Source organism: Streptomyces sp. NPDC002994, assembly GCF_040611155.1.
GTDB lineage: Bacteria > Actinomycetota > Actinomycetes > Streptomycetales > Streptomycetaceae > Streptomyces.
Genome location: NZ_JBEXNQ010000021.1, coordinates 49,370 through 72,265, shown reverse-complemented (window position 1 = coordinate 72,265; position 22,896 = coordinate 49,370). Strand labels below are relative to the sequence as shown.

Below are 22,896 nucleotides of genomic sequence, written 5' to 3'. Positions count from 1 at the left end.
AAGCCAGTAAAGCCCCCTGCAAGTCGGAGGACCGGGATGAATCTGCTGCTCGCCGAGGTGGCTCAGGCCACCCAGCGGCTGGCCGACGCCGGCGTGCCCTCACCGCGATTCGACGCGGAGGAGCTCGCCGCGTTCGTGCACGGCGTCAAGCGGGGAGAGCTGCACAACGTCAAGGACGCCGACTTCGACGCGCGCTACTGGGAGACCGTCGCGCGCCGCGAGGCCCGCGAGCCGCTGCAGCACATCACCGGACGCGCCTTCTTCCGCTTCCTGGAGCTCCAGGTGGGCCCAGGCGTCTTCGTACCGCGACCGGAGACCGAGTCGGTCGTCGGCTGGGCGATAGACGCCGTACGGGCCATGGACGTCGTCGAGCCGCTCATCGTCGACCTGTGCACGGGATCGGGCGCCATCGCGCTCGCCATGGCGCAGGAGGTGCCGCGCTCGCGCGTGCACGGCGTGGAGCTGTCCGACGACGCCATCAAGTGGACCCGCAAGAACGCCGAGGGCTCGCGCGTCACCATCCACCAGGGCGACGCCAAAGACGCCCTCCCGGAGCTCGACGGGCAGGTGGACCTGGTCGTCTCCAACCCGCCGTACATCCCGCTCACCGAGTGGGAGTACGTCGCTCCCGAGGCCCGCGACCACGACCCGCAGATGGCCCTCTTCTCCGGCGAGGACGGCCTCGACCTGATCCGCCACATCGAGCGCACCGCGCACCGGCTGCTGCGGCCCGGCGGCGTCGTCGTCATCGAGCACGCCGACACCCAGGGCGGCCAGGTGCCGTGGATCTTCACCGAGGAGCGTGGCTGGGCCGACGCGGCCGACCACCCCGACCTCAACAACCGGCCCCGCTTCGCGACCGCCCGCAAGGCCATGCCGTGACCGCCGGCCGTAAAAACCAGTTCCCGCACGAGGAGGCCCGTTAAATGGCACGGCGATACGACTGCAACGACGCGACCGACCGCAAGACCGGTCTTCGTGAAGCCGCGGCCGCCGTCCGTCGTGGCGAGCTGGTCGTCCTGCCGACCGACACCGTCTACGGCATCGGGGCCGACGCCTTCAGCGCGGAGGCCGTCGGCGACCTCCTGGAGGCCAAGGGCCGTGGCCGCAACATGCCCACGCCCGTCCTCATCGGCTCGCCGAACACCCTGCACGGGCTGGTCACGGACTTCTCCGAGCAGGCGTGGGAGCTTGTCGACGCGTTCTGGCCGGGAGCTCTGACCATCGTCGCCCGCCACCAGCCGTCCCTTCAGTGGGACCTGGGCGAGACGCGTGGCACGGTGGCCGTGCGCATGCCGCTGCACCCGGTCGCGATCGAGCTGCTGACCGAGTTCGGCCCGATGGCGGTCTCCAGCGCCAACCTCACGGGACACCCGGCGCCGGAGGACTGCGACGCGGCGCAGGCGATGCTGGGCGACTCTGTCTCCGTGTACCTCGACGGCGGCCCCACTCCCGGGATCGTCCCGTCGTCGATCGTCGACGTCACGGGCAAGGCCCCGGTCCTGCTGCGAGTCGGCGCGCTGTCCGCCGAGGAACTGCGCAAGGTCGTACCCGACCTCGAGGTGGCCAGTTGACCGCCCTTGACGGGCGTGGCATAGCCGAAGGCAGCACCAGCGACACCTTCCGTATCCTCCACGTCAGCACCGGCAACGTCTGCCGCTCGCCGATCACCGAGCGGCTGACTCGCCATGGCCTCATCGACCGGCTGGGCGACCCTTTGACGCGTGGCCTCGTGGTGGAGAGCGCGGGCACGTGGGGGCACGAAGGCGCGCCCATGGAGGCCAACGCCGCCGCGGTGCTTGCCGACTTCGGGGCGGATGCGGCGGGGTTCACCGGGCGTGAGCTGCTCGACGAGCACGTGATCCGCGCGGACCTTGTGCTGACCGCGACGCGGGACCATCGGGCGCAGGTCATTTCGATGGGCCATTCGGCGGGCCTGCGCACCTTCACGCTGAAGGAGTTCACGCGGCTCGTACGGGCCATAGACCCGGCGACTCTGCCTGACCCCCTTCAGGACGGCGTGGTCGAGCGCGCGCGGGCCCTGGTGCGGGCTGCGGCGGCGCTTCGGGGGTGGCTGCTGGCTCCGAGTGTCGAGGCCGACGAGGTGTACGACCCGTACGGGGCGCCCATCACTTTCTTCCGGTCGATCGGCGACGAGATCAACACGGCGCTGGACCCGGTCGTCACCGCGCTGACGGGGATGCCGGCCCGCACGGGCTGAGGGTGTTCTTCCCCTCCCTGAACTGGGGCGCTGCCCAGCCCCGCTCCTCAAACGCCGGAGGGGCTGAAGGCGCCGGGGGTAGCTGGGGCTCCGCCCCAGACCCCGGTCCTCAAACGCCGGACGGGCTGGATTTTGCGCTCGGGCGGAATTGCCCGCTCGGCGGGCACATTGCTTGCCGCTCAGCGGCACCATCCAGCCCGTCCGGCGTCTGAGGACCGGGGTAAAGAGAACGCCGCGTACGGCGGGCGGAGCGACCTGGCCCGGCCTACATTGGAGGGGCCGCACCCCTTCGCCAGGCCCGGAGCCAGCCATGCCGGTCACCGCCGCACCCGTTCAGCAGGAGCACGCCGCCCTCGGGAAGGGGTTCGACGAGCTCCGCCGTCAAGACCCGGAGATCGCCGACGTCATCCTCGGTGAACTCCAACGCGAAGCCACCGGCCTCCAGCTGATCGCGGCCGAGAACTTCACCTCGCCCGCCGTCCTCGCGGCCCTCGGCTCCCCGCTCGCGAACAAGTACGCCGAGGGCTACCCCGGCGCCCGCCATCACGGCGGCTGCGAGCTGGTCGACGTCGCCGAGCGCATCGCCGTCGAGCGCGCCGCGAGCCTTTTCGGCGCCGAGCACGCCAACGTCCAGCCGCACTCCGGCTCCGCCGCCGTCCTCGCCGCGTACGCCGCCCTGCTGCGTCCCGGTGACACCGTGCTCGCCATGGGGCTTCCGTACGGGGGACACCTCACCCATGGCTCCCCGGCCAATTTCTCCGGCCGCTGGTTCGACTTCATCGGGTACGGCGTCGACCCCGACACCGGTCTCATCGACTACGACCAGGTGCGCCTCCTCGCCCGTACGCACCGCCCCAGGGCCATCGTCGTCGGGTCAATCGCCTACCCCAGGCACCCGGACTACGCGCAGTTCCGCGAGATCGCCGACGAGGCCGGGGCGTACCTCATCGCGGATGCCGCGCACCCCATCGGCCTGGTCGCCGGGGGAGCGGCGCCCAATCCGGTCCCGTACGCCGATGTCGTCTGCGCCACCACCCACAAGGTGCTGCGCGGCCCGCGCGGCGGAATGCTGCTGTGCGGCGCGGAGCTCGCCCAGCGCATCGACCGCGCGGTCTTCCCCTTCACCCAGGGCGGCGCCCAGATGCACTCGGTGGCCGCCAAGGCGGTCGCGTTCGGGGAGGCGGCGACGCCCGCCTTCTCGACGTACGCCCATCAGGTCGTCACCAACGCGCGCGCACTCGCCGACGGCCTGGCGGCGCAGGGTTTCGCCGTCACCACCGGCGGCACGGACACCCACCTGATCACCGCGGATCCCGCCCCGCTGGGCGTGGAGGGCCGCACCGCACGCGGCCGGCTGGCGGCGTCCGGTCTGGTGCTGGACTGCTGCGCTCTCCCGTACGGCGACGAGCGCGGCCTGCGCCTCGGCACCGCGGCCGTCACCACCCAGGGGATGGGCGAGGCCGAGATGGCGCGTATCGCGGAGCTTTTCTCACTGGCTTTGCGGGGGGACGGCCGGGAGGCGGCAGCGGAAGTACGCGATCTGGCCGCTGTTTTTCCGCCGTATCCCGCCTGAGAGCGAGTCGTGCAACCATCTGCGGATACCCGAATGTCCTGAAGCATGTGGTCGCGAAGCTAGGGTGTGGGGCTGAGATGGCCGTCGATACCTGTGGGGCAGCCCGTGCGTGAATACCTGCTGACGCTCTGTGTCACGGCGGCGGTGACTTACCTGCTGACCGGACCGGTGCGGAAGTTCGCCATCGCGACCGGCGCGATGCCGGAGATCCGTGCTCGCGACGTGCACCGGGAGCCGACACCGCGGCTCGGTGGCATCGCGATGTTCGGCGGTCTGTGCGCCGGGCTGCTGGTCGCGGACCACCTGCAGAACCTCAGCAGTGTCTTCGATCTGTCGAACGAGCCGCGGGCGCTGCTCTCGGGCGCCGCCGTGATCTGGCTCATCGGCGTACTGGACGACAAGTTCGAGATCGACGCGCTGATCAAGCTGGGCGGCCAGTTCATCGCCGCCGGCGTGATGGTCATGCAGGGTCTGACGATCCTGTGGCTGCCGGTGCCCGGCGTCGGCCCCGTCTCGGTGACCGCCTGGCAGGGCAATCTGCTCACGGTCGCGCTCGTCGTCATCACCATCAACGCGGTGAACTTCGTCGACGGCCTCGACGGCCTGGCCGCCGGCATGGTCTGCATCGCCTCGGCGGCGTTCTTCATGTACGCGTACCGGCTCTGGTACGGATACGGCATCGAGGAAGCCGCTCCGGCGACCCTTATCGCCGCCATCCTGCTGGGCATGTGCCTCGGCTTCTTGCCACACAACATGCATCCGGCGCGCATCTTCATGGGCGACTCGGGATCCATGCTCATCGGCCTGGTGATGGCGGCGGGCGCCGTCTCGATCACCGGCCAGGTGGACCCGGACCGGCTCGGGCTCTTCACGGGAAGCCAGCGCGAGGTCACGCACGCGATGCTGCCGGTGTTCATCCCGCTGCTGCTGCCGCTGACGATCATCGCGATTCCGGTCGCGGACCTGCTGCTGGCGATCGTGCGGCGTACCTGGCAGGGCAAGTCCCCGTTCGCGGCGGACCGCGGTCACCTGCACCACCGGCTGCTGGAAATCGGCCACTCGCACAGCCGCGCCGTGCTGATCATGTACTTCTGGTCGGCCCTGATCGCCTTCGGTGCCGTCGCGTACTCCGTGCACTCGGCGAGCATGTGGATCCTGCTCGGCATCGTCGCGCTCAGCGCGGTCGGCCTGGTGCTGCTGCTCCTCCCGCGCTTCACACCGCGCGCCCCGCGCTGGGCGGAGTCCTTCATTCCGCCGCGCTACCGCCGGAGCAGCAGGGCATTCTCCTCGGCGGCGTACGAGACGCAGGAGGCGGCAGAGGTCTGTGGGGCGGTGGAGGAGCCGCAGGAGCGCACCCCGATCCCGGCGGGCGTCAACGGGGCGACCGCGATCGGGCCCCGTTCGCGCTTCCCCGAGCGGCGTAAGGCCGGAACGTCCCGATGACGTCCCCTGACGTCCCGCTGCCGATTTGCCGCGTCAGGCGCCAATAGCAGACAAAGGGCCGAGTTGTCGTGCACAGACGGGCGGTGTCACTCTCATGTGTGACAGTTGGCACACCGCTTGGTAAAGACCTCATCAAATAGTTTGTGATACCGTTCACGAGACCGGGCGACAGAGCCCAAGGGCCGTAGTGCGACGGCTCTTTGGGCGTGAGGTGACACCTCAGTCCCCGCTTACGCTCGTCCCTGACGACCTCTACTGCCCCCACCAGCAAGCGGAGTTACCGCCATGCCGTCCACTGCCCGAAATCTCCTCCCTGTAGCCCTGCCCACCGCTGCCGCCGGCGCCGTCGCCGTCGTGGTCAGCGCTGTGGTCGCGGGCGGCAAGGGAGCGATCGGAGCGGTCGTCGGAACGCTGGTGGTGATGCTCTTCATGGGCATCGGACTGTTCGTCCTGGAACGCACTGCCAAATCTTTGCCGCACCTGTTCCAGGCCATGGGGCTGATGCTCTACACGGCACAGTTGCTGCTGCTCTTCATCTTTGTCGCCGTGTTCAAGAACACGACGTTGTTCAATCCGAGGGCCTTCGCCATCTCGCTGATCGTCGCGACCGTTGTATGGGTCGCGGCACAGATCCGCGCCCATATGAAGGCGAAGATTCTTTACGTCGATCCGGAAGCGTCCGACGGCAAGAAGCCCGAAAACACTGGGCCGTCGACGTGAGGGGTAGGGCCGGGATAAGTCCGCGTTCGAGATCCTGCTATCGTCCGGTTCCAACTGCGGCACTGCGGGCGCGGGCATTCGAGCTGACGCCTGCTCCATCGCGAGGCTCTATGCCTGAGCCGCCCCCCATCCGTAACACCAGTCCAGTGCCGACCAGCGGCTGCTTGCCGCGCCGACACAACGAGGTTGCCGTACCTATGCGCCACGCTGAAGGAGCCCGCGGTGAGTGCTGACCCGACGACGGTGCTCGCCTTCGAGACCGATTGCCACATCTTCGACGGGTGCGGCTTCCCGGCTCCTGGCCTGCACTCCTTTCTGTTCGAGCCGATGTTCACCGCCGGCGGCGTCGACTTCAACAAGCCGATGCTGCTGGCCCTGCTGAGCACCATCCTCGTCGTCGGCTTCTTCTGGGCGGCCTTCAACAAGCCGAAGCTGGTTCCCGGAAAGCTCCAGATGGTGGCCGAGGCCGGCTACGACTTCGTCCGCCGCGGCGTCGTCTACGAGACGCTCGGCAAGCGCGAGGGCGAAAAGTACGTCCCGATCATGGTCTCGCTGTTCTTCTTCATCTGGATCATGAATATCTGGGCCATTGTTCCGGTCGCCCAGTTCCCGGTGCCGTCGATCATCGGATTCCCGGTGGCGCTGGCGCTGATCGTGTACGTCATCTGGGTCAGCGTGACCTTCAAGCGTCACGGATTCGTCGGCGGCTGGAAGAACATCGCCGGTTACGACAAGTCGCTCGGCCCGGTCCTGCCGGTCGTCATGCTGATCGAGCTCTTCTCGAACCTGCTGATCCGGCCGTTCACGCACGCGGTGCGACTGTTCGCGAACATGTTCGCCGGTCACGTGCTGCTGCTGATCTTCACCATCGCGAGCTGGTACCTGCTCAACGGCATCGGTATCGCCTACGCCGGCATCTCCTTCGTGATGGTCATCCTGCTGACCGCCTTCGAGCTGTTCATCCAGGCGTTGCAGGCCTACGTCTTCATTCTGCTGGCCTGCAACTACATCCAGGGCGCTCTCGCCGAGCACCACTGACCAGCCGGCACCACCCCCGATAGTCGTCCGGTGGCCAACCCCCACCGGTTCTGAAAGAGAAGGAAGAAACGGCATGTCCGCTCTCCAGACCCTCGCCGCAGTCAACATCACGGGCAACCTCGGTGCGATCGGCTACGGCCTCGCCGCCATCGGCCCCGGCGTCGGCGTCGGCATCATCTTCGGAAACGGCACCCAGGCGCTGGCCCGCCAGCCCGAGGCGGCCGGCCTGATCCGTGCGAACCAGATCCTCGGCTTCGTTCTCTGTGAGGCGCTTGCCCTCATCGGTCTCGTCATGCCGTTCGTCTACCCGGTCGACTAATCGCGGCATTCCAACTGCCCGATTCGACGAAAGGCAATGAAGTGATCGCTCTCCTAGAGCTGGCGCAAGAGGGGGAGACGCAGAATCCCCTCCTCCCGGCGGTCCCCGAGATCGTCATTGGCCTGATCGCCTTCTTCATCGTCTTCGGTTTCCTTACCAAGAAGCTCCTCCCGAACATCAACAAGGTTCTGGAAGAGCGTCGCGAGGCGATCGAGGGCGGCATCGAGAAGGCCGATGCAGCTCAGACCGAGGCCCAGAGCGTGCTTGAGCAGTACAAGGCTCAGCTCGCCGAGGCCCGCCACGAGGCTGCCCGCATGCGCCAGGAGGCGCTTGAGCAGGGCACTGTCCTGAAGGAAGAACTTCGGGCAGAGGGTCAGCGCCAGCGCGAGGAAATCATCGCCGCAGGCCACGCCCAGATCGAGGCGGACCGCAAGCAGGCCGCACAGTCGCTGCGTCAGGACGTGGGCAAGCTCGCCACCGACCTGGCCGGCAAGCTCGTCGGCGAGTCCCTCGAGGACCACGCCCGGCAGAGCCGCACCATCGACCGTTTCCTCAGCGAGCTCGAGGAGAAGGCCGAGGCTGCCCGATGAACGGAGCGAGCCGCGAGGCACTGGCTGCCGCACGTGAGCGTCTCGACGCGCTGACCGACACCACGTCGGTCGACGCTGCGAAGCTCGCTGGCGACCTGGCCGCCGTCACCGCGCTGCTCGACCGCGAGGTGTCGCTGCGTCGGGTCCTGACCGACCCGGCGCAGGCCGGATCGGCCAAGGCCGACCTGGCCGCGCGACTGCTGAGCGGTCAGGTGGGTGGCGAAGCCGCCGACCTGGTCTCCGGCATGGTCCGCCCCCGCTGGTCGCGGTCGCGTGACCTGGTCGACGCGATCGAGGAGCTGGCGGACACCGCCGACCTCACCGCGGCGCAGCAGGCCGGCGTACTCGACGACGTGGAGGACGAGGTGTTCCGGTTCGGCCGGATCGTCGCGTCCGACACCGGGCTGCGGTCCGCGCTGACCGACAAGGCGGCTTCGGTGTCCGCCAAGAGCGAGCTGCTGCGCAGCCTGCTCGGCGGCAAGGTCCAGCAGGTCACCGAGCGTCTTGTGGTGCGTCTCGTGGTTCAGCCGCGTGGACGTAGCCTGGAGGCGGGACTCGAGTCCCTGTCCAAGCTCGCCGCGGCGCGCCGGGACCGTATGGTCGCCGTCGTCACCACGGCGGTGCCGCTCACCGACCAGCAGAAGCAGCGCCTCGGCGCCGCACTGGCGAAGCTGTACGGGCGCCAGATGCACCTGAACCTCGAAGTGGACCCCGAGGTCCTCGGCGGGATTCAGGTACAGGTCGGTGACGAGGTCATCAACGGGACCATCGCGGACCGTCTCGAAGAGGCGACCCGCCGCATGGCCGGCTGACCAGCCAGTAACTGAACACGTATCACCAGCGGCCCGGTTGGGCCGTGCAGAGATTGCAGAAGATTCCTGGGGGACGGCCCCCAGACCCCCAAGAACTTCGGGCCCAACAAGGAGAGCAGGGAACCCAGATGGCGGAGCTCACGATCCGGCCGGAGGAGATCCGGGACGCGCTGGAGAACTTTGTCCAGTCGTACCAGCCGGACGCGGCCTCGCGCGAGGAGGTCGGAACGGTAAGCGTTGCCGGCGACGGCATCGCGAAGGTCGAGGGTCTTCCCTCGGCCATGGCGAACGAGCTGCTGAAGTTCGAGGATGGCACCCTCGGTCTCGCCCTCAACCTTGAGGAGCGCGAGATCGGTGTCGTCGTCCTCGGCGAGTTCAGCGGTATCGAGGAGGGACAGCCGGTGCAGCGCACCGGTGAGGTCCTCTCCGTCGGCGTCGGCGAGGGTTACCTCGGCCGCGTCGTCGACCCGCTCGGCAACCCGATCGACGGTCTCGGCGAGATCGCGACCGAAAGCCGTCGCGCCCTCGAGCTGCAGGCCCCCGGCGTCATGGTCCGCAAGTCGGTCCACGAGCCGATGCAGACCGGCTACAAGGCCGTCGACGCGATGGTGCCGATCGGCCGTGGCCAGCGTCAGCTGATCATTGGTGACCGTCAGACCGGCAAGACCGCTCTGGCTGTCGACACGATCATCAACCAGCGCGACAACTGGCGCTCGGGCGACGTGAACAAGCAGGTGCGCTGCATCTACGTCGCCATCGGCCAGAAGGGCTCCACCATCGCGTCCGTTCGCGGTGCGCTGGAGGAGGCGGGCGCGCTCGAGTACACGACGATCGTCGCCGCCCCGGCTTCCGACCCGGCCGGCTTCAAGTACCTCGCCCCGTACACCGGTTCGGCCATCGGCCAGCACTGGATGTACGCCGGCAAGCACGTCCTGATCATCTTCGACGACCTGTCGAAGCAGGCCGACGCCTACCGCTCGGTTTCGCTGCTGCTGCGCCGTCCGCCGGGCCGCGAGGCCTACCCGGGCGACGTCTTCTACCTGCACTCGCGTCTGCTGGAGCGCTGCGCCAAGCTCTCCGACGACATGGGTTCCGGTTCGATGACCGGTCTGCCGATCGTCGAGACCAGGGCGAACGACGTGTCGGCGTTCATCCCGACCAACGTCATCTCCATCACCGACGGCCAGTGCTTCCTGGAGTCCGACCTGTTCAACGCGGGCCAGCGCCCGGCGCTGAACGTCGGTATCTCGGTCTCGCGTGTCGGTGGCTCCGCCCAGCACAAGGCCATGAAGCAGGTTTCCGGCCGACTGCGCGTGGACCTCGCCCAGTACCGTGAGCTGGAGGCGTTCGCCGCCTTCGGTTCCGACCTGGACGCGGCCTCCAAGGCGTCGCTGGAGCGCGGTAAGCGCATGGTCGAGCTGCTGAAGCAGCCGCAGTACGCCCCGGTCCCGGTCGAGGAGCAGGTTGTCTCCGTCTGGGCCGGCACCACCGGCAAGATGGACGACGTACCGGTCGAGGACATCCGCCGCTTCGAGTCCGAGCTGCTGGACTACCTGCGCCGCGAGCGCAAGGAGCTCCTCACCTCGATTCGCGAGGGCGGCAAGATGTCGGACGACACGCTGCAGTCCGTCGCCGATGCGATCAAGGCGTTCAAGCGGCAGTTCGAGACCTCGGACGGGCAGCTCCTGGGCGAGGACGCGCCGGCCGTCAACGTCTCCAAGTGACGACGGAAGGGACCTGACTCATGGGAGCGCAGCTCCGGGTCTACAAGCGTCGCATCCAAGCCGTCACCGCGACCAAGAAGATCACCAAGGCGATGGAGATGATCGCCGCCTCGCGCATCGTCAAGGCGCAGCGCAGGGTGGCGGCATCGATGCCGTACGCGACCGAGCTCACCCGTGCGGTGACCGCGGTGGCGACCGGCTCCACCACCAAGCACCCCCTGACCACCGAGGTCGAGGCGCCGACCCGCGCCGCGGTTCTGCTCATCACGAGCGACCGCGGTCTGGCCGGCGGCTACTCCTCCAACGCCATCAAGGCGGCGGAGCGGCTCCGTGAGCGCCTCGCCGGCGAGGGCAAGGAGGTCGACACGTACATCGTCGGCCGCAAGGGTGTCGCCTACTACAACTTCCGCGAGCGCAAGGTCGCGGAGTCGTGGACCGGCTTCACCGACAGCCCGTCGTACGGGGATGCCAAGAACATCGCCGCACCGCTGATCGAGGCCATCCAGACGGAGACGGCCGAGGGCGGTGTCGACGAGCTGCACATCGTCTTCACGGAATTCGTGTCGATGATGACGCAGAACCCGGTGGAGAACCGGATGCTGCCGCTCTCGCTCGACGAGGTAGCGGACGAGAACAGCAAGAAGGGCGAGATCCTTCCGCTGTTCGACTTCGAGCCGTCGGCGGAGGACGTCCTCGACGCCCTTCTGCCGCGCTACGTCGAGAGCCGTATCTACAACGCACTGCTCCAGGCCGCCGCTTCCGAGCACGCCGCCCGCCGCCGTGCGATGAAGTCGGCGACCGACAACGCCGGGGATCTCATCAAGAGCCTCTCCCGGCTTGCCAACGCGGCCCGCCAGGCCGAAATCACCCAGGAAATCAGCGAGATCGTCGGTGGCGCCAGCGCTCTGGCCGACGCGACCGCGGGGAGTGACAAGTAATGACGACCACTGTTGAGACGGCCGCCGCCACGGGCCGCGTCGCCCGGGTCATCGGCCCGGTCGTCGACGTGGAGTTCCCCGTCGACGCGATGCCGGAGATCTACAACGCACTGCACGTCTCGGTCGACGACCCGGCCGAGGAGGGTGCGCGCAAGCTGCTCACCCTCGAGGTCGCCCAGCACCTCGGTGAGGGCGTCGTCCGCGCGATCTCGATGCAGCCCACCGACGGTCTGGTCCGCCAGGCCCCGGTGACCGACACGGGCGCGGGCATCATGGTGCCGGTCGGTGACATCACCAAGGGCAAGGTGTTCAACACCCTTGGTCAGATCCTGAACGACCCGGAGGCCGAGGCTCAGATCACTGAGCGCTGGCCGATCCACCGCAAGGCTCCGGCCTTCGACCAGCTCGAGTCCAAGACCGAGATGTTCGAGACCGGCCTGAAGGTCGTCGACCTTCTCACCCCGTACGTCAAGGGTGGAAAGATCGGTCTGTTCGGTGGTGCGGGCGTCGGCAAGACGGTCCTCATCCAGGAAATGATCATGCGTGTGGCGAAGCTGCACGAGGGTGTTTCCGTGTTCGCCGGTGTCGGTGAGCGCACCCGTGAGGGCAACGACCTCATCGACGAGATGACGGACTCGGGTGTTCTGGACAAGACCGCGCTGGTCTTCGGCCAGATGGACGAGCCGCCGGGCACGCGTCTGCGCGTCGCCCTGTCCGCCCTGACCATGGCGGAGTACTTCCGCGATGTGCAGAAGCAGGACGTGCTGCTCTTCATCGACAACATCTTCCGCTTCACCCAGGCCGGTTCCGAGGTCTCCACGCTGCTCGGCCGCATGCCGTCCGCAGTGGGTTACCAGCCGACCCTGGCTGACGAGATGGGTGTGCTCCAGGAGCGCATCACCTCGACGCGTGGTCACTCGATCACCTCGATGCAGGCGATCTACGTCCCCGCGGACGACCTGACCGACCCGGCGCCGGCGACCACCTTCGCCCACCTGGACGCGACGACCGTTCTGTCGCGTCCGATCTCGGAGAAGGGCATCTACCCGGCGGTCGACCCGCTGGACTCGACGTCCCGCATCCTGGACCCCCGCTACATCACGCAGGACCACTACGACGCGGCCAGCCGCGTCAAGGGAATCCTGCAGAAGTACAAGGACCTCCAGGACATCATCGCGATCCTCGGTATCGACGAGCTGGGCGAAGAGGACAAGCTTGTTGTCCACCGCGCCCGTCGCGTCGAGCGCTTCCTGTCGCAGAACACCCACGCCGCCAAGCAGTTCACCGGCCTGGACGGTTCGGACGTGCCGCTCGACGAGTCGATCGCCGCGTTCAACTCGATCTGCGACGGCGAGTACGACCACTTCCCCGAGCAGGCGTTCTTCATGTGCGGTGGCATTGAGGACCTCAAGGCCAACGCCAAGGAGCTCGGCGTCTCCTGAACGAAGTGAGCCACGTGAGTCACGGAAGTGACTCACGCGACTCGTGGGAGAGGGGCGGGTGCGTCCCGCCCCTCTCCGTACGCCCCCTAGAATTGACCCAACACCCGGCACAACCGCCGGGTGGTGACCCGAGGAGCCACCTTGGCTGCTGAGCTGCACGTCGAGCTGGTCGCGGCGGACCGTAACGTCTGGTCCGGCGAGGCCACCCTGGTTGTCGCGCGCACCACGTCCGGCGACATCGGCGTCATGCCCGGTCACCAGCCGCTGCTTGGTGTGCTGGAGTCGGGCCCGGTGACCATTCGTACGAGCGACGGCGGCACCGTCGTCGCCGCGGTGCACGGCGGTTTCATCTCTTTCGCCGACAACAAGCTGTCTCTGCTCGCGGAGATCGCCGAGCTGGCGGACGAGATCGACGCCGCGCGCGCCGAGCGGGCGCTGGAGCGGGCGAAGTCGGAGGCGGATGCCGCCGCCGAGCGCCGCGCCGACGTCCGACTGCGCGCGGTTGCGGGACACTGAGTCTCGCGACGACGAGTTTTGACCTCAGCCGCGGCCCGTACTGGATACTCCAGGGCGGGTCGCGGCTGAGGCGATACATCTGCAAAGTTTTGTTTTGTTGCCGGTACTGGACGAGATGACGCGAGGAGGTCGGTGGAGATGTTCCTCGCTCTGCTCGTGAGCGGCTCGGTAGTCGCGCTGGTACTGGTGGGACTCTTCGTCTTCGGGCTGCGCCGGCGGCTGATCCAGCGCTCCGGCGGCACCTTCGACTGCAGTCTGCGCTGGAACATCCCCGAGGAGCCCGACCGCTCCGGCAAGGGATGGGTGTACGGCGTCGCCCGTTACAGCGGCGACCGCATCGACTGGTTCCGCGTCTTTTCGTACGCCCCACGCCCGCGCCGCACCCTCGAACGCTCGGCGATCGAGGTGCTCTCGCGCCGTTCCCCCGAGGGCGAGGAGGAGCTGGCGCTGCTGTCCGACGCCTGCATCCTCGGCTGCTCGCACCGCGGTACGCGGCTGGAACTGGCGATGAGCGAGGACGCTCTCACCGGTTTCCTCGCCTGGCTGGAGGCCGCGCCTCCGGGCCAGCGCGTCAACGTGGCGTAGACGGCGAAGAAATAGTCGGGGGGATGGGTCACAGGACCCGTCCCCCCGACTATTTCAAGCCTTCTTTACTACTTCAGACCGTTGTTGATCGCGGTCACCAGCTCGCCATTGGCGGTGTCGCCGCTGAACTCCCAGAAGAACGCGCCTCCCAGGCCCTGCCCCTTCGCCCAGCTCATCTTCGAGCCGATGGTGGCGGGGGTGTCGTAGCTCCACCAGTCGGTGCCGCAGTGGGCGTACGCCGTGCCCGCGACCGTACCGTTGGCGGGGCACTTGGTCTTGAGGACCTTGTAGTCCTCGATGCCGGACTCGTACGTACCGGCGGCCGCGCCGGTCGCGGTGCCACCCGGCTCCTTCTGCGTCACACCCGTCCAGCCGCGCCCGTAGAAGCCGATGCCGAGCAGCAGCTTCTTCGCGGGGACGCCCTTCGCCTTGAGCTTGGCGATGGCCTCGGCCGAGTTGAAGCCGGCCTGCGGGATGCCGGGGTACGACGTCAGCGGGGAGTGCGGAGCCGTCGGGCCCTTCGCGGCCCAGGCGCCGAAGAAGTCGTACGTCATCACGTTGTACCAGTCGGAGTACGCGGCCGCTCCGGCGTAGTCGGTGGCGTCGATCTTGCCGCCGGCCGAGGCGTCGGCCGTGATGGCGGCGGTGACCAGGTTGTTCGTACCGAACTTGCCGCGCATCGCCTGCATCATGTTCTTGAACGCGGCCGGGCCGCTGGTGTCGCAGGACAGACCGCAGGCGTTCGGGTACTCCCAGTCCAGGTCGATGCCGTCGAAGACGTCGGCCCAGCGCGGGTCCTCCACCAGCTTGTAGCAGGAGTCGGCGAACGCGGCCGGGTTCTTGACGGCCTCGGTGAAGCCGCCGGACCAGGTCCAGCCGCCGAACGACCACAGCACCTTGATGTTCGGGTACTTCGCCTTGAGCTTGCGCAGCTGGTTGAAGTTGCCGCGCAGCGGCTGGTCCCAGGTGTCGGCCTTGCCGTCGACGCTCTGGTCGGCGGTGTACGCCTTGTCTATCGCCGCGAAGCTGTCGCCCATGGTGCACTTGCCACCCTGGACGTTGCCGAACGAGTAATTGATGTGCGTGATCTTGCCGGCCGAGCCCGAGGTGTCCAGGTTCTTCACGTGGTAGTTGCGTCCGTAGATGCCCCACTCGGTGAAGTACCCAAGCTTGACCTGGTCGCCGGGGCCGGGCCCCGGGTCGGTGCCACCGCCGGTGGTCCTGACCGCGCGGGCGCCGCTGACCGGGCCCGTCTGGTCGGCGGTGTCACGGGCCTGCACGGAGTACGAGTAGTCGGTGCCGGCGGTGAGCCCGCTGTCCGTGTACGTCGTCGCTGTCACCGTCGCGATCTTGGCGCCGTCGCGCAGCACGTCGTAGTTCTTGACGCCCTTGTCGTCGGTGGCGGCGGTCCACGACAACTTCACCGACGTGTCGGTGATGGTGCTCGCGGAAGGCGTGCCGGGTGCGGTCGGCGGAGTGTCACCGGGCACGGAACCGCCGTTGCACGACCCGCCATTGAGCTTGCAGCCGCTGGGGGAGCCGGAGCCGGTGCCGTTGAAGCCGAAGGACGCGCTGGCGCCGGGCGCGAGGTTGCCGCCCCAGCTCTTGTTCTTGGCGGTCCAGTGGTTGCCCGAGTTGGTGACGTCGGCGTCCCAGGCGGAGGTGACGGACGTACCGGCGGGGAAGTCCCACTCCACGGTCCAGGTGCTGAGGGTGGTGGTGCCGGTGTTCTTCACCGTCCACTTGCCCTCGAAGCCGGTGCCCCAGTCGGAGACCTTGGTGTACGAGGCGGTGGCCGAGGTGGCGGCCTGCGCGGGGGAGGCCAGGCCGACCATGGCGGCGAGCGGGACGATCAGCGCGGTGAGACCGGCTGCCGCTCTGGTTCTGAAACGGGTGCGTAGGGGGGTGGTTGTACTCAAGGGTGCTCCCAAGAGAGAGGTCCGGCGGTGAACGGGGATAGGACCTGCGCCGCTCGGCGAGCACACCTGTTGTCATGACACGCTCACCACTGCGGTGCGGTGAGCGTAGGAAGGTCTGGACCAATCGTCAAGAGGTCTGGACCAGAGCCCTCCCTAATGTGGCTGTTGCCTGGAGGACACCAAGCCGTCAGATTCCCAACTCCTGAGCGAGTACGGCGGCTTGCACCCGGCTGCGCAGCTCCAGCTTCCCGAGCAGGCGGCTCACATGGGTCTTCACCGTGGCCTCGGCCATGGTCAGACGTACGGCGATGTCCGCGTTCGACAGCCCTTTCCCGAGACACGACAGCACCTCCCGCTCGCGCCGGGTGAGCGAATCGAGCACCGCCGGGTCCGGCGCGTTCGCGGACCGTACGGGCGCGGGCGACGCGAACTCCGCGATCAGCCGACGGGTGACGGCGGGCGCGATCAGACCCTCGCCGCCCGCCACGGTGCGTACCGCCTCGATCAGGTCCTTCGCGTCGGTGTTCTTCAGCAGAAAGCCCGCGGCCCCCGCGCGCAGCGCCCCGAAGACGTACTCGTCGAGATCGAAAGTCGTCAGCACCAAGACGTCGGCGAGCTGCTCCGCCACCACCTGCCGGGTCGCCGACACCCCGTCCAGACGCGGCATCTGTACGTCCATCAGCACCAGGTCCGGGCGCAGCTCACGCGCCAGGGCGACCGCCGCCTCGCCGTCCGCGGCCTCCCCCACCACCTCGATGTCCTGGGCACTGTTGAGGATGAGCACGAGGCCCGCCCGTACGGCCGACTGGTCTTCGGCGACCAGTACCCGAATCGTCATGCGTACAGCTCCGTATCGTCCTCTGCGGGCAGTCGCGCCCGTACGTGCCAGATCTTCGTGCCGTCCGCCGCGGTGACGGGGCCCGCCTCCAGCGACCCGTCGAGCAGCGTCACCCGCTCCCGCATCCCCACCAGACCCGCACCCGAACCGGGCGCGCGTGGACCGGGCCGCTCGCCGTACGGGCTGGTCACGCCGACCGTCAGCGTGTGGTCGGTGTGCGCGAGCGTCACCGTGACCGTGCCGGGGGAGGCGTGCTTGAGCGCGTTGGTGAGGGACTCCTGGACGATCCGGTACGCGGCCATCTCGACCGGCGCCGGGAGCCGGCCGCCGGCCGGTTCGCGGCCGTCGTCGAGGACGAAGACGAGTCCGCTGTCGGCGCCCACCGTACGGGCCTGGGCGACGAGGGCGTCGAGCCCGTCCAGCGCGGGGGCGACGGCGGGCTCCTGGTCCGCTCCGCCGCTGTCGCGGAGCAGCCCGATGAGCCTGCGCATCTCGGACAGGCCCTGGACGCTGTTCTCGCGGATGACGGCCAGCGCGTCCGTCGACGCCTGCGGCTCACCGATGGACAGCGCCGCCGTGGAGTGGATCGCGATGGCGGAGAGGTGGTTGGCGACCATGTCGTGCAGCTCGCGCGCCATCCGCGAGCGCTCGGCCGTGATGGCCTGGTTACGGTCGATCTCGGCCAGCAGCGCGGTCTGTTCGGCGCGCAGCCGAGCCGCCTCGGCCGCCTGGCGGTGGTTGCGCAGGGTGGCGCCGGTGAGCGCGGGCGCGAAGGAGACGAGCCCCGTGACGACACCGATGAGCAGCGCTTCCGGCTGACGGAGCCAGGCCAGGGCGCCGATCGTCATGGCGACGGTGATGAGCCCCGTGATGACCGGGATACGGCGGGCCGCGCCCGGGGTTCCGTACACCACGGCGGCGTACATCAAGTCCGTGTACATGAGAACGGTCGCCAGGTTGCCGTGGGTGAACTGGTCCGCGATGAGGGCGACCGTGCCGATGAGCAGGGCCGCACTGGGACACGACCTGCGCAGCAGCTCCAGGAACGCCATCACGGCGAGCGGTACGAGAGTCACCCACGACGGCATGAGTTCGCGCATGGCGGTGGTGTGCAGCCCGAGGCCCCACAGCAGGACTCCGCCGAGCAGGCCGATCACCGCGAGGAGGATGCCGTCGTGGTGGGGGCGGGGGAACCGGGTCACCCGACCATCCAACACGGTACGGACCGGCTTGGCCTCACCGTGCGGGGTGAGCCGGGGCTACATCAAAGGATGCAGTGCGGGTTCGTCATTGGCGACGACGATTCGGGGCTTCGCGGGCGGGAGGGTTGGCAGCGTAACGGGAGGAGAGTGACCACCGTGATCGTCACGCTGATCATCATCTGCGAAGTCGGCTTCTGGATCCTGCTGGCCGGGGGCCTGGCCCTGCGCTACGTGGCGAGGATGCCGCGCGCCGGGGCGGCCGTGCTGCTCATGGAGCCGCTGCTGGAGGTCGTGCTGCTGGTCGTCACGGCCGTCGACCTGAAGAACGGCGCGGAGCCGGACTGGAAGCACGGGCTCGCGGCGGTCTACATCGGCTTCACGGTCGCGCTCGGCCATCGCACCATCAAGTGGGTCGACACCCGCGTCGCGCACCGCTACGCGGGCGGGCCGGCGCCGGTACGGGCGCCGAAGTACGGCACTGCGCGGGCGGTGCACGAGTGGAAGGTCGCCGGGCTGTGGATGCTGGCGGCGGGAATCGCGATGGGGTTGCTGCAGGCGGCGATCTGGTACGTCGGGGGGGACGGCGAGATCGGCTCCCTGCGGGCGTGGCAGCAGAAGATGCTCTTCGTGATCGGCATCAACGCGATCATCGCGGGGACGTACACGGTGTTCCCGAAGCGGGAGCCGGTGGGGTAGGCGGGGGGACGGGTGCCGCTGCGCGGGGCTTCCCCGACCCGCCCCTTCCCGCTGTGACACTTTGCGGCTCCGCCGCGTGGGGGCTCCGCCCCAGACCCCGCTCCTCAAGCGCCGGAGGGGCTGGTTGGTGCGGCCGAATCCAGCCCGTCCGGGGGTCTGGGGGCTTGCCCCCAGTTCGGGAAGGGGCGGGGTGGGGAACAAGCCCGCCGCAGGCGATGCGCCCCTACCGCTCGCCGCCCGGTACCCACAGCACGTCCCCGACCTCCTTGTTGGCCACCCTGGCCAGGATGAACAGCAGGTCCGACAGCCGGTTCAGATACGTCGCCGTCAGCGGATTCATGACCTCCCCGTGGACCTCGAACGCCGCCCACGTCGACCGCTCGGCCCGCCGCACCACCGTGCACGCCTGGTGCAGCAGCGCCGCCCCCGGCGTACCCCCCGGCAGGATGAAGCTCCGCAGCTTCTCCAGCTCCTCCAGGAACCGGTCGCAGTCCGCCTCCAGCTTGTCGATGTACGACTGCTCGACACGAAGCGGCGGGTACTTCGGGTCCTCGACCACCGGAGTCGACAGATCCGCGCCCACGTCGAAGAGGTCGTTCTGGACCCGGACGAGGACCTTCACCACCGCCTCGTCGAGCTGCCCCAGCGCGATCGCCGTCCCAATCGCAGCATTCGCCTCATTCGCGTCGGCGTACGCCGAGATCCGCAGATCGGTCTTGGCGGTGCGGCTCATGTCGCCCAGGGCGGTGGTGCCCTTGTCGCCGGTACGGGTATAGATGCGCGTCAGATTGACCATGAGGCCAGCCTAATTACGCCCCCGCCTTCCGGAAGACCCGTGTGCCCACCGTCACGGCGGCCACCACCAGCCCGGCCGACATCAGGACGCCGTACAGCAGTGCGGTTGCCCATTGTGGCGCCGACGTGACCTACGGGGCGGTCGCTCGTTTGATATGACGAACAGATGTGCCGGGTTCGTACGAGGCTCGGCACATGTCCGCCATCTGAGACGTCAACCGCTCCCCGGTCGACAGGCCGGTGTCTGCGATCGCTCTAAGTCGCAGACTCAAGGTTGACCAGCTCAAGTCATCATCCCGAAGAGGTGCCGTGATGACTACGTTCGATGCGAGTGAGCCCACCCACCCCGCCGTGCTTCCTCAGCGGCGGGCTCTGGAATCCGCGCCAGCAGACAACCCTCGGAGCAGGGACGAAACGGGACGCGGAGACCATCGGCAGCGTGCCGACGGCACTGGTTTCGAACATGAGCGAGGGGAGACTCCCGGCGGCAGCACTTTGCCCCAGGAGCGTCACCCCAAGGCCGTGAGCGCGCCAGTCGCGCCCAAGGCTGAGGGAGTAACCGCTGCCCGTGAGGGCGGCATCGTCCGTACCGCTGGAACTGGGGCAGCGTGGGTGCCGGTCCTAGACCGCGACGGCATCCCGCTGATGCCTACACACCCGGCGAGGGCCAGGAAGCTCCTCGCCTCAGGGCGCGCGGTCGTAGCCAAGCACACACCGTTCGTCATACGCCTCAAGGACCGTACTTCGGCGGAGTCGGAGGTGACCGGTGTCGAGGTGCGGATCGATCCCGGGAGTAGGGCGACGGGGATCGCAATCACTGTGGACCAGAACGCGAGCCGCTGCTCGTCGGTGGCTGCTTGGGTTCGGCGTGGCCTGTTCGCTGTTGAACTTGCACACCGGGGAAACCACATCAGCAAGAGAATGAAACAGCGTGCCCTGTACCGCCGTCGTCGGCGCAGTGCGAATCTCCGATACCGGCCCCAGCGTTCCAAGAACCGTGCGCGGAAGTCGGGCTGGCTCCCGCCCTCGGTTCAGCACCGTGTCGACAGCACGGTGTCTGTCGTCCGTCGGCTCGCACGGCTGTTTCCCGTACGCGAGGTCCACGTAGAACGCGTCGCCTTTGACACGCACGCCCTCTCGGCGGGACGCCCTTTGGAGGGAGCCGAATACCAGCAGGGGACCCTCTTCGGCTTCGAGATCCGGGAGTACCTGCTGGCCAAGTGGCGCCGGGCATGCGCCTACTGCGGTGCAGCGGGTGTCCCGCTCCAGATCGAGCACATCCACCCCCGGGCGCGGGGCGGGAGCGACCGAGTTGCCAACCTCACGTTGGCCTGCCGCCCGTGCAACCAGGCTAAGGGGGCAATGCCAGTGGCTGAGTTCCTGGCCGATCGCCCCGACCGGCTCGCAAGGATTCAGGCACAGGCCAAGACGGGGCTGAGGGATGCCGCCGCCATGAACGCCACGCGTCATAAGCTGTTCCAGGCGCTGTGTGAGCTGGGCGTGCCAGTGCGTGCCTGGTCCGGAGGGCGTACGAAGTACAACCGGATCCGCTCCGGGTTGGCCAAGACCCACACGCTCGACGCCTTGTGCGTGGGTGAACTTACTGAGGCCGTAGTCCTGGTACGCCACCCAGACTTCGTACTGGTCGCGTCTGCGACCGGACGCGGCGTCTATGCACGCACCACCCCTGACAAGTTCGGCTTCCCACGACTCCTGCGCCCTCGGCAGAAGCAGCACTACGGATTCACTACCGGGGACTTGGTCTCTGCGTGCTTGTCGTCGGGCAAGTACCAGGGGGCCCACACCGGACGAGTGGCTGTGCGCGCCACTGGCCGCTTCAACATCCGTACCGCTTTGGGCCTCGTTCAAGGCGTACACCATCGCCACCTTCGGCTGCTCCAGCGATCGGACGGTTATGGCTACAGCAGGCGCCTGGAAGGGTGTGTTGAGAGGTGAGGGGCTCGGTGGCAGTGTGATGTCCGTCATTTGGACCGTGACGCGCATCTCTTCGCCGCCACTCGGCCCCTCACGGGCGCTAACCTCCGCCGGAGAGCCTGAGTAAACAGGCGTTAAGGCCGAAGGAATCAAGGGGTGTGTCGTGGCCAGGAAGCTCGCCGTCATCGGAGCCGGACTCATGGGGTCCGGTATCGCGCAGGTCTCGGCGCAGGCGGGCTGGGACGTCGTGCTGCGCGATGTCACCGATGCCGCGCTGACCCGCGGCCGTGACGGCATCAAGGCCTCGTACGACAAGTTCGTGTCCAAGGGCAAGCTGGACGCCGCGGACGCCGAGGCGGCGCTCGGCCGCATCACCACGACCACCGACCTCGACGCGGTCGCCGACGCCGACATCGTCGTCGAGGCCGTCTTCGAGAAGCTGGAAGTCAAGCACGAGATCTTCCGCGCACTCGACAAGATCGTCCGGCCGGACGCGGTCCTCGCGTCCAACACCTCCGCCATCCCGATCACCAAGATCGCGGCCGTGACGGAGCGCCCGGAGCGGGTCGTCGGCGCACACTTCTTCTCGCCCGTACCGATGATGCAGCTGTGCGAGCTCGTACGGGGCTACAAGACCAGCGACGAAACGCTCGCCACCACGCGGGAGTTCGCCGAGTCCGTCGGCAAGACCTGCATCGTCGTCAACCGCGACGTGGCCGGCTTCGTCACCACGCGCCTCATCTCGGCCCTCGTGGTCGAGGCCGCGAAGCTGTACGAGTCGGGCGTCGCCTCGGCCGAGGACATCGACATCGCCTGCAAGCTGGGCTTCGGGCACGCCATGGGCCCGCTCGCCACGGCGGACCTGACCGGCGTCGACATCCTTCTGCACGCGACCAGCAACATCTACACGGAGTCGCAGGACGAGAAGTTCGCGCCGCCGGAGCTGATGCGCCGGATGGTTGATGCCGGTGACATCGGGCGCAAGAGCGGGCAGGGCTTCTACAAGCACCACTGATGCCGTGTCAGCTTCTGGGTCACCCTCAGGAGTGAATTCGGTATCGGTTCGCTTACGGACGGCAACTTCCTGACCCGTAAGGCAGTCAGTTGGGTGCAGGGAAAGAAACAAGACACGGAGAACTGACGCACTCTCGGGGAGCGCATATGCACATCAGGGGCGACCACGTCGAGCTGGTCGTCGGGGGCCGCCTCGACGTGCGCAGCGCGGCGGACGCCCGTACGGTCCTGCACTCGGCCGTCGACGACGGTGTCGGCGATCTCGTGCTGGACCTGACCGAGCTGGATTCCTGGGACGCCACCGGACTGGGCGTGATCATGGGCGCCCACCGGCGGGCCGGGCGGGCGGGCCGCAGGCTTGTGCTGCGCGGCGTACCGGCCCAGATGCAGCGCCTGCTGGTGGCGACCAGACTGCACCGCATTCTCGCCATCGAGGGCGGCCTGGCCGCCGAGTCGCTGCCGCGCGTCTGAGCGGCACGGCGTAAGGCGCGAAGCGGCGCGATCCGTACGGCGGGCGCACAATCCTCACGAGACTGTGACGTCCCGGGCGGGGTGGCACCCCTCTGGTTCCCGGAT

23 protein-coding genes are annotated in these 22,896 nt (G+C 68.2%); 19 read left to right on the top strand and 4 right to left on the bottom strand.

The window, feature by feature from the left end; translation table 11 throughout:
- Positions 1-36: 36 nt before the first annotated feature.
- From prmC to ABZX79_RS26175, 15 genes are all read left to right on the top strand, one after another.
- Positions 37-882 (top strand): peptide chain release factor N(5)-glutamine methyltransferase, encoded by an 846-nt coding sequence (prmC, locus tag ABZX79_RS26245; protein ID WP_215133566.1) that lies wholly within the window; start codon positions 37-39, stop codon positions 880-882.
- Between the two features lie 44 nt (positions 883-926).
- Positions 927-1,574 (top strand): L-threonylcarbamoyladenylate synthase, encoded by a 648-nt coding sequence (locus ABZX79_RS26240; protein WP_355262452.1) that lies wholly within the window; start codon positions 927-929, stop codon positions 1,572-1,574.
- Positions 1,571-2,221, top strand: a complete 651-nt coding sequence (locus ABZX79_RS26235) for a protein-tyrosine-phosphatase (RefSeq protein WP_214971949.1) — start codon at positions 1,571-1,573, stop codon at positions 2,219-2,221. The genes ABZX79_RS26240 and ABZX79_RS26235 overlap by 4 nt, the downstream gene beginning before the upstream one ends.
- A 310-nt stretch (positions 2,222-2,531) precedes the next feature.
- Positions 2,532-3,794 (top strand): serine hydroxymethyltransferase, encoded by a 1,263-nt coding sequence (gene glyA / locus ABZX79_RS26230; protein WP_355262448.1) that lies wholly within the window; start codon positions 2,532-2,534, stop codon positions 3,792-3,794.
- Between the two features lie 105 nt (positions 3,795-3,899).
- Complete coding sequence (locus ABZX79_RS26225; protein ID WP_355262445.1) at positions 3,900-5,237, top strand: MraY family glycosyltransferase; 1,338 nt, start codon at positions 3,900-3,902, stop codon at positions 5,235-5,237.
- A 285-nt stretch (positions 5,238-5,522) separates the two neighbouring features.
- A complete protein-coding gene (locus ABZX79_RS26220; RefSeq protein WP_355262442.1) occupies positions 5,523-5,957 on the top strand; it encodes a hypothetical protein in 435 nt (144 codons plus the stop codon).
- A gap of 222 nt (positions 5,958-6,179) precedes the next feature.
- Positions 6,180-6,995 carry a F0F1 ATP synthase subunit A gene (atpB, locus tag ABZX79_RS26215; RefSeq protein ID WP_355262439.1) on the top strand — a complete coding sequence of 272 codons (816 nt, stop codon included), beginning with the start codon at positions 6,180-6,182 and terminating at the stop codon, positions 6,993-6,995.
- A 73-nt stretch (positions 6,996-7,068) separates the two neighbouring features.
- The gene (locus ABZX79_RS26210) at positions 7,069-7,314 is read left to right on the top strand and encodes a F0F1 ATP synthase subunit C (protein WP_138894101.1); all 246 of its coding nucleotides are present in this window, start codon (positions 7,069-7,071) and stop codon (positions 7,312-7,314) included.
- A gap of 41 nt (positions 7,315-7,355) precedes the next feature.
- Entirely contained in the window at positions 7,356-7,904 is a 549-nt protein-coding gene (locus ABZX79_RS26205; protein ID WP_355262435.1) for a F0F1 ATP synthase subunit B, read from the top strand.
- Positions 7,901-8,716 (top strand): F0F1 ATP synthase subunit delta, encoded by an 816-nt coding sequence (locus ABZX79_RS26200; protein WP_355262433.1) that lies wholly within the window; start codon positions 7,901-7,903, stop codon positions 8,714-8,716. Before ABZX79_RS26205 ends, ABZX79_RS26200 begins: the two co-directional genes overlap by 4 nt.
- Before the next feature lie 128 nt (positions 8,717-8,844).
- Positions 8,845-10,440 carry a F0F1 ATP synthase subunit alpha gene (gene atpA / locus ABZX79_RS26195; RefSeq protein WP_355262430.1) on the top strand — a complete coding sequence of 532 codons (1,596 nt, stop codon included), beginning with the start codon at positions 8,845-8,847 and terminating at the stop codon, positions 10,438-10,440.
- 20 nt (positions 10,441-10,460) lie between these two features.
- Positions 10,461-11,378: a F0F1 ATP synthase subunit gamma gene (locus ABZX79_RS26190; protein ID WP_355262427.1), complete on the top strand. Its 918-nt coding sequence runs from the start codon at positions 10,461-10,463 to the stop codon at positions 11,376-11,378.
- On the top strand, positions 11,378-12,820 hold the full coding sequence (gene atpD, locus ABZX79_RS26185) for a F0F1 ATP synthase subunit beta (RefSeq protein ID WP_214971971.1): 1,443 nt from the start codon (positions 11,378-11,380) through the stop codon (positions 12,818-12,820). Before ABZX79_RS26190 ends, atpD begins: the two co-directional genes overlap by 1 nt.
- Positions 12,821-12,961: 141 nt before the next feature.
- Positions 12,962-13,336 (top strand): F0F1 ATP synthase subunit epsilon, encoded by a 375-nt coding sequence (locus ABZX79_RS26180; protein WP_355262423.1) that lies wholly within the window; start codon positions 12,962-12,964, stop codon positions 13,334-13,336.
- A gap of 138 nt (positions 13,337-13,474) precedes the next feature.
- Positions 13,475-13,921, top strand: a complete 447-nt coding sequence (locus ABZX79_RS26175) for a DUF2550 domain-containing protein (protein ID WP_214971977.1) — start codon at positions 13,475-13,477, stop codon at positions 13,919-13,921.
- A 68-nt stretch (positions 13,922-13,989) separates the two neighbouring features.
- Here the strand turns inward: ABZX79_RS26175 and ABZX79_RS26170 are convergent, their stop codons facing one another.
- From ABZX79_RS26170 to ABZX79_RS26160, 3 genes are all read right to left on the bottom strand, one after another.
- The gene (locus ABZX79_RS26170) at positions 13,990-15,840 is read right to left on the bottom strand and encodes a glycoside hydrolase family 18 chitinase (protein WP_355262420.1); all 1,851 of its coding nucleotides are present in this window, start codon (positions 15,838-15,840) and stop codon (positions 13,990-13,992) included.
- Between the two features lie 187 nt (positions 15,841-16,027).
- Positions 16,028-16,678 carry a response regulator transcription factor gene (locus tag ABZX79_RS26165; protein ID WP_355262417.1) on the bottom strand — a complete coding sequence of 217 codons (651 nt, stop codon included), beginning with the start codon at positions 16,676-16,678 and terminating at the stop codon, positions 16,028-16,030.
- The gene (locus ABZX79_RS26160) at positions 16,675-17,880 is read right to left on the bottom strand and encodes a histidine kinase (protein WP_355262414.1); all 1,206 of its coding nucleotides are present in this window, start codon (positions 17,878-17,880) and stop codon (positions 16,675-16,677) included. Before ABZX79_RS26160 ends, ABZX79_RS26165 begins: the two co-directional genes overlap by 4 nt.
- A 156-nt stretch (positions 17,881-18,036) precedes the next feature.
- On the opposite strand from ABZX79_RS26160, the gene ABZX79_RS26155 reads away from it, so the two are divergent.
- Positions 18,037-18,576 carry a hypothetical protein gene (locus ABZX79_RS26155; protein WP_355262411.1) on the top strand — a complete coding sequence of 180 codons (540 nt, stop codon included), beginning with the start codon at positions 18,037-18,039 and terminating at the stop codon, positions 18,574-18,576.
- 223 nt (positions 18,577-18,799) lie between these two features.
- Here ABZX79_RS26155 and ABZX79_RS26150 read toward each other — a convergent pair whose 3' ends face one another.
- Positions 18,800-19,372: a cob(I)yrinic acid a,c-diamide adenosyltransferase gene (locus ABZX79_RS26150; protein ID WP_069926904.1), complete on the bottom strand. Its 573-nt coding sequence runs from the start codon at positions 19,370-19,372 to the stop codon at positions 18,800-18,802.
- A gap of 311 nt (positions 19,373-19,683) precedes the next feature.
- Here ABZX79_RS26150 and iscB point away from each other — a divergent pair, with 311 nt between their 5' ends.
- From iscB to ABZX79_RS26135, 3 genes are all read left to right on the top strand, one after another.
- Positions 19,684-21,327: an RNA-guided endonuclease IscB gene (iscB, locus tag ABZX79_RS26145; RefSeq protein ID WP_355262406.1), complete on the top strand. Its 1,644-nt coding sequence runs from the start codon at positions 19,684-19,686 to the stop codon at positions 21,325-21,327.
- 142 nt (positions 21,328-21,469) lie between these two features.
- Positions 21,470-22,321, top strand: a complete 852-nt coding sequence (locus tag ABZX79_RS26140; RefSeq protein WP_215136877.1) for a 3-hydroxyacyl-CoA dehydrogenase family protein — start codon at positions 21,470-21,472, stop codon at positions 22,319-22,321.
- Between the two features lie 146 nt (positions 22,322-22,467).
- Entirely contained in the window at positions 22,468-22,791 is a 324-nt protein-coding gene (locus tag ABZX79_RS26135) for an STAS domain-containing protein (protein WP_069926899.1), read from the top strand.
- Positions 22,792-22,896 lie beyond the last annotated feature (105 nt).

Bases quoted from the DNA above. Each gene is read 5' to 3' on its own strand.
- ABZX79_RS26165 (WP_355262417.1), bottom strand. From the start codon at position 16,678: ATGACGATTCGGGTACTGGTCGCCGAAGACCAGTCGGCCGTACGGGCG.
- prmC (WP_215133566.1), top strand. From the start codon at position 37: ATGAATCTGCTGCTCGCCGAGGTGGCTCAGGCCACCCAGCGGCTGGCC.
- ABZX79_RS26175 (WP_214971977.1), top strand. From the start codon at position 13,475: ATGTTCCTCGCTCTGCTCGTGAGCGGCTCGGTAGTCGCGCTGGTACTG.
- ABZX79_RS26150 (WP_069926904.1), bottom strand. From the start codon at position 19,372: ATGGTCAATCTGACGCGCATCTATACCCGTACCGGCGACAAGGGCACC.
- glyA (WP_355262448.1), top strand. From the start codon at position 2,532: ATGCCGGTCACCGCCGCACCCGTTCAGCAGGAGCACGCCGCCCTCGGG.
- ABZX79_RS26190 (WP_355262427.1), top strand. From the start codon at position 10,461: ATGGGAGCGCAGCTCCGGGTCTACAAGCGTCGCATCCAAGCCGTCACC.
- iscB (WP_355262406.1), top strand. From the start codon at position 19,684: ATGACTACGTTCGATGCGAGTGAGCCCACCCACCCCGCCGTGCTTCCT.
- ABZX79_RS26220 (WP_355262442.1), top strand. From the start codon at position 5,523: ATGCCGTCCACTGCCCGAAATCTCCTCCCTGTAGCCCTGCCCACCGCT.
- ABZX79_RS26135 (WP_069926899.1), top strand. From the start codon at position 22,468: ATGCACATCAGGGGCGACCACGTCGAGCTGGTCGTCGGGGGCCGCCTC.
- atpD (WP_214971971.1), top strand. From the start codon at position 11,378: ATGACGACCACTGTTGAGACGGCCGCCGCCACGGGCCGCGTCGCCCGG.
- ABZX79_RS26210 (WP_138894101.1), top strand. From the start codon at position 7,069: ATGTCCGCTCTCCAGACCCTCGCCGCAGTCAACATCACGGGCAACCTC.
- atpA (WP_355262430.1), top strand. From the start codon at position 8,845: ATGGCGGAGCTCACGATCCGGCCGGAGGAGATCCGGGACGCGCTGGAG.
- ABZX79_RS26240 (WP_355262452.1), top strand. From the start codon at position 927: ATGGCACGGCGATACGACTGCAACGACGCGACCGACCGCAAGACCGGT.
- ABZX79_RS26200 (WP_355262433.1), top strand. From the start codon at position 7,901: ATGAACGGAGCGAGCCGCGAGGCACTGGCTGCCGCACGTGAGCGTCTC.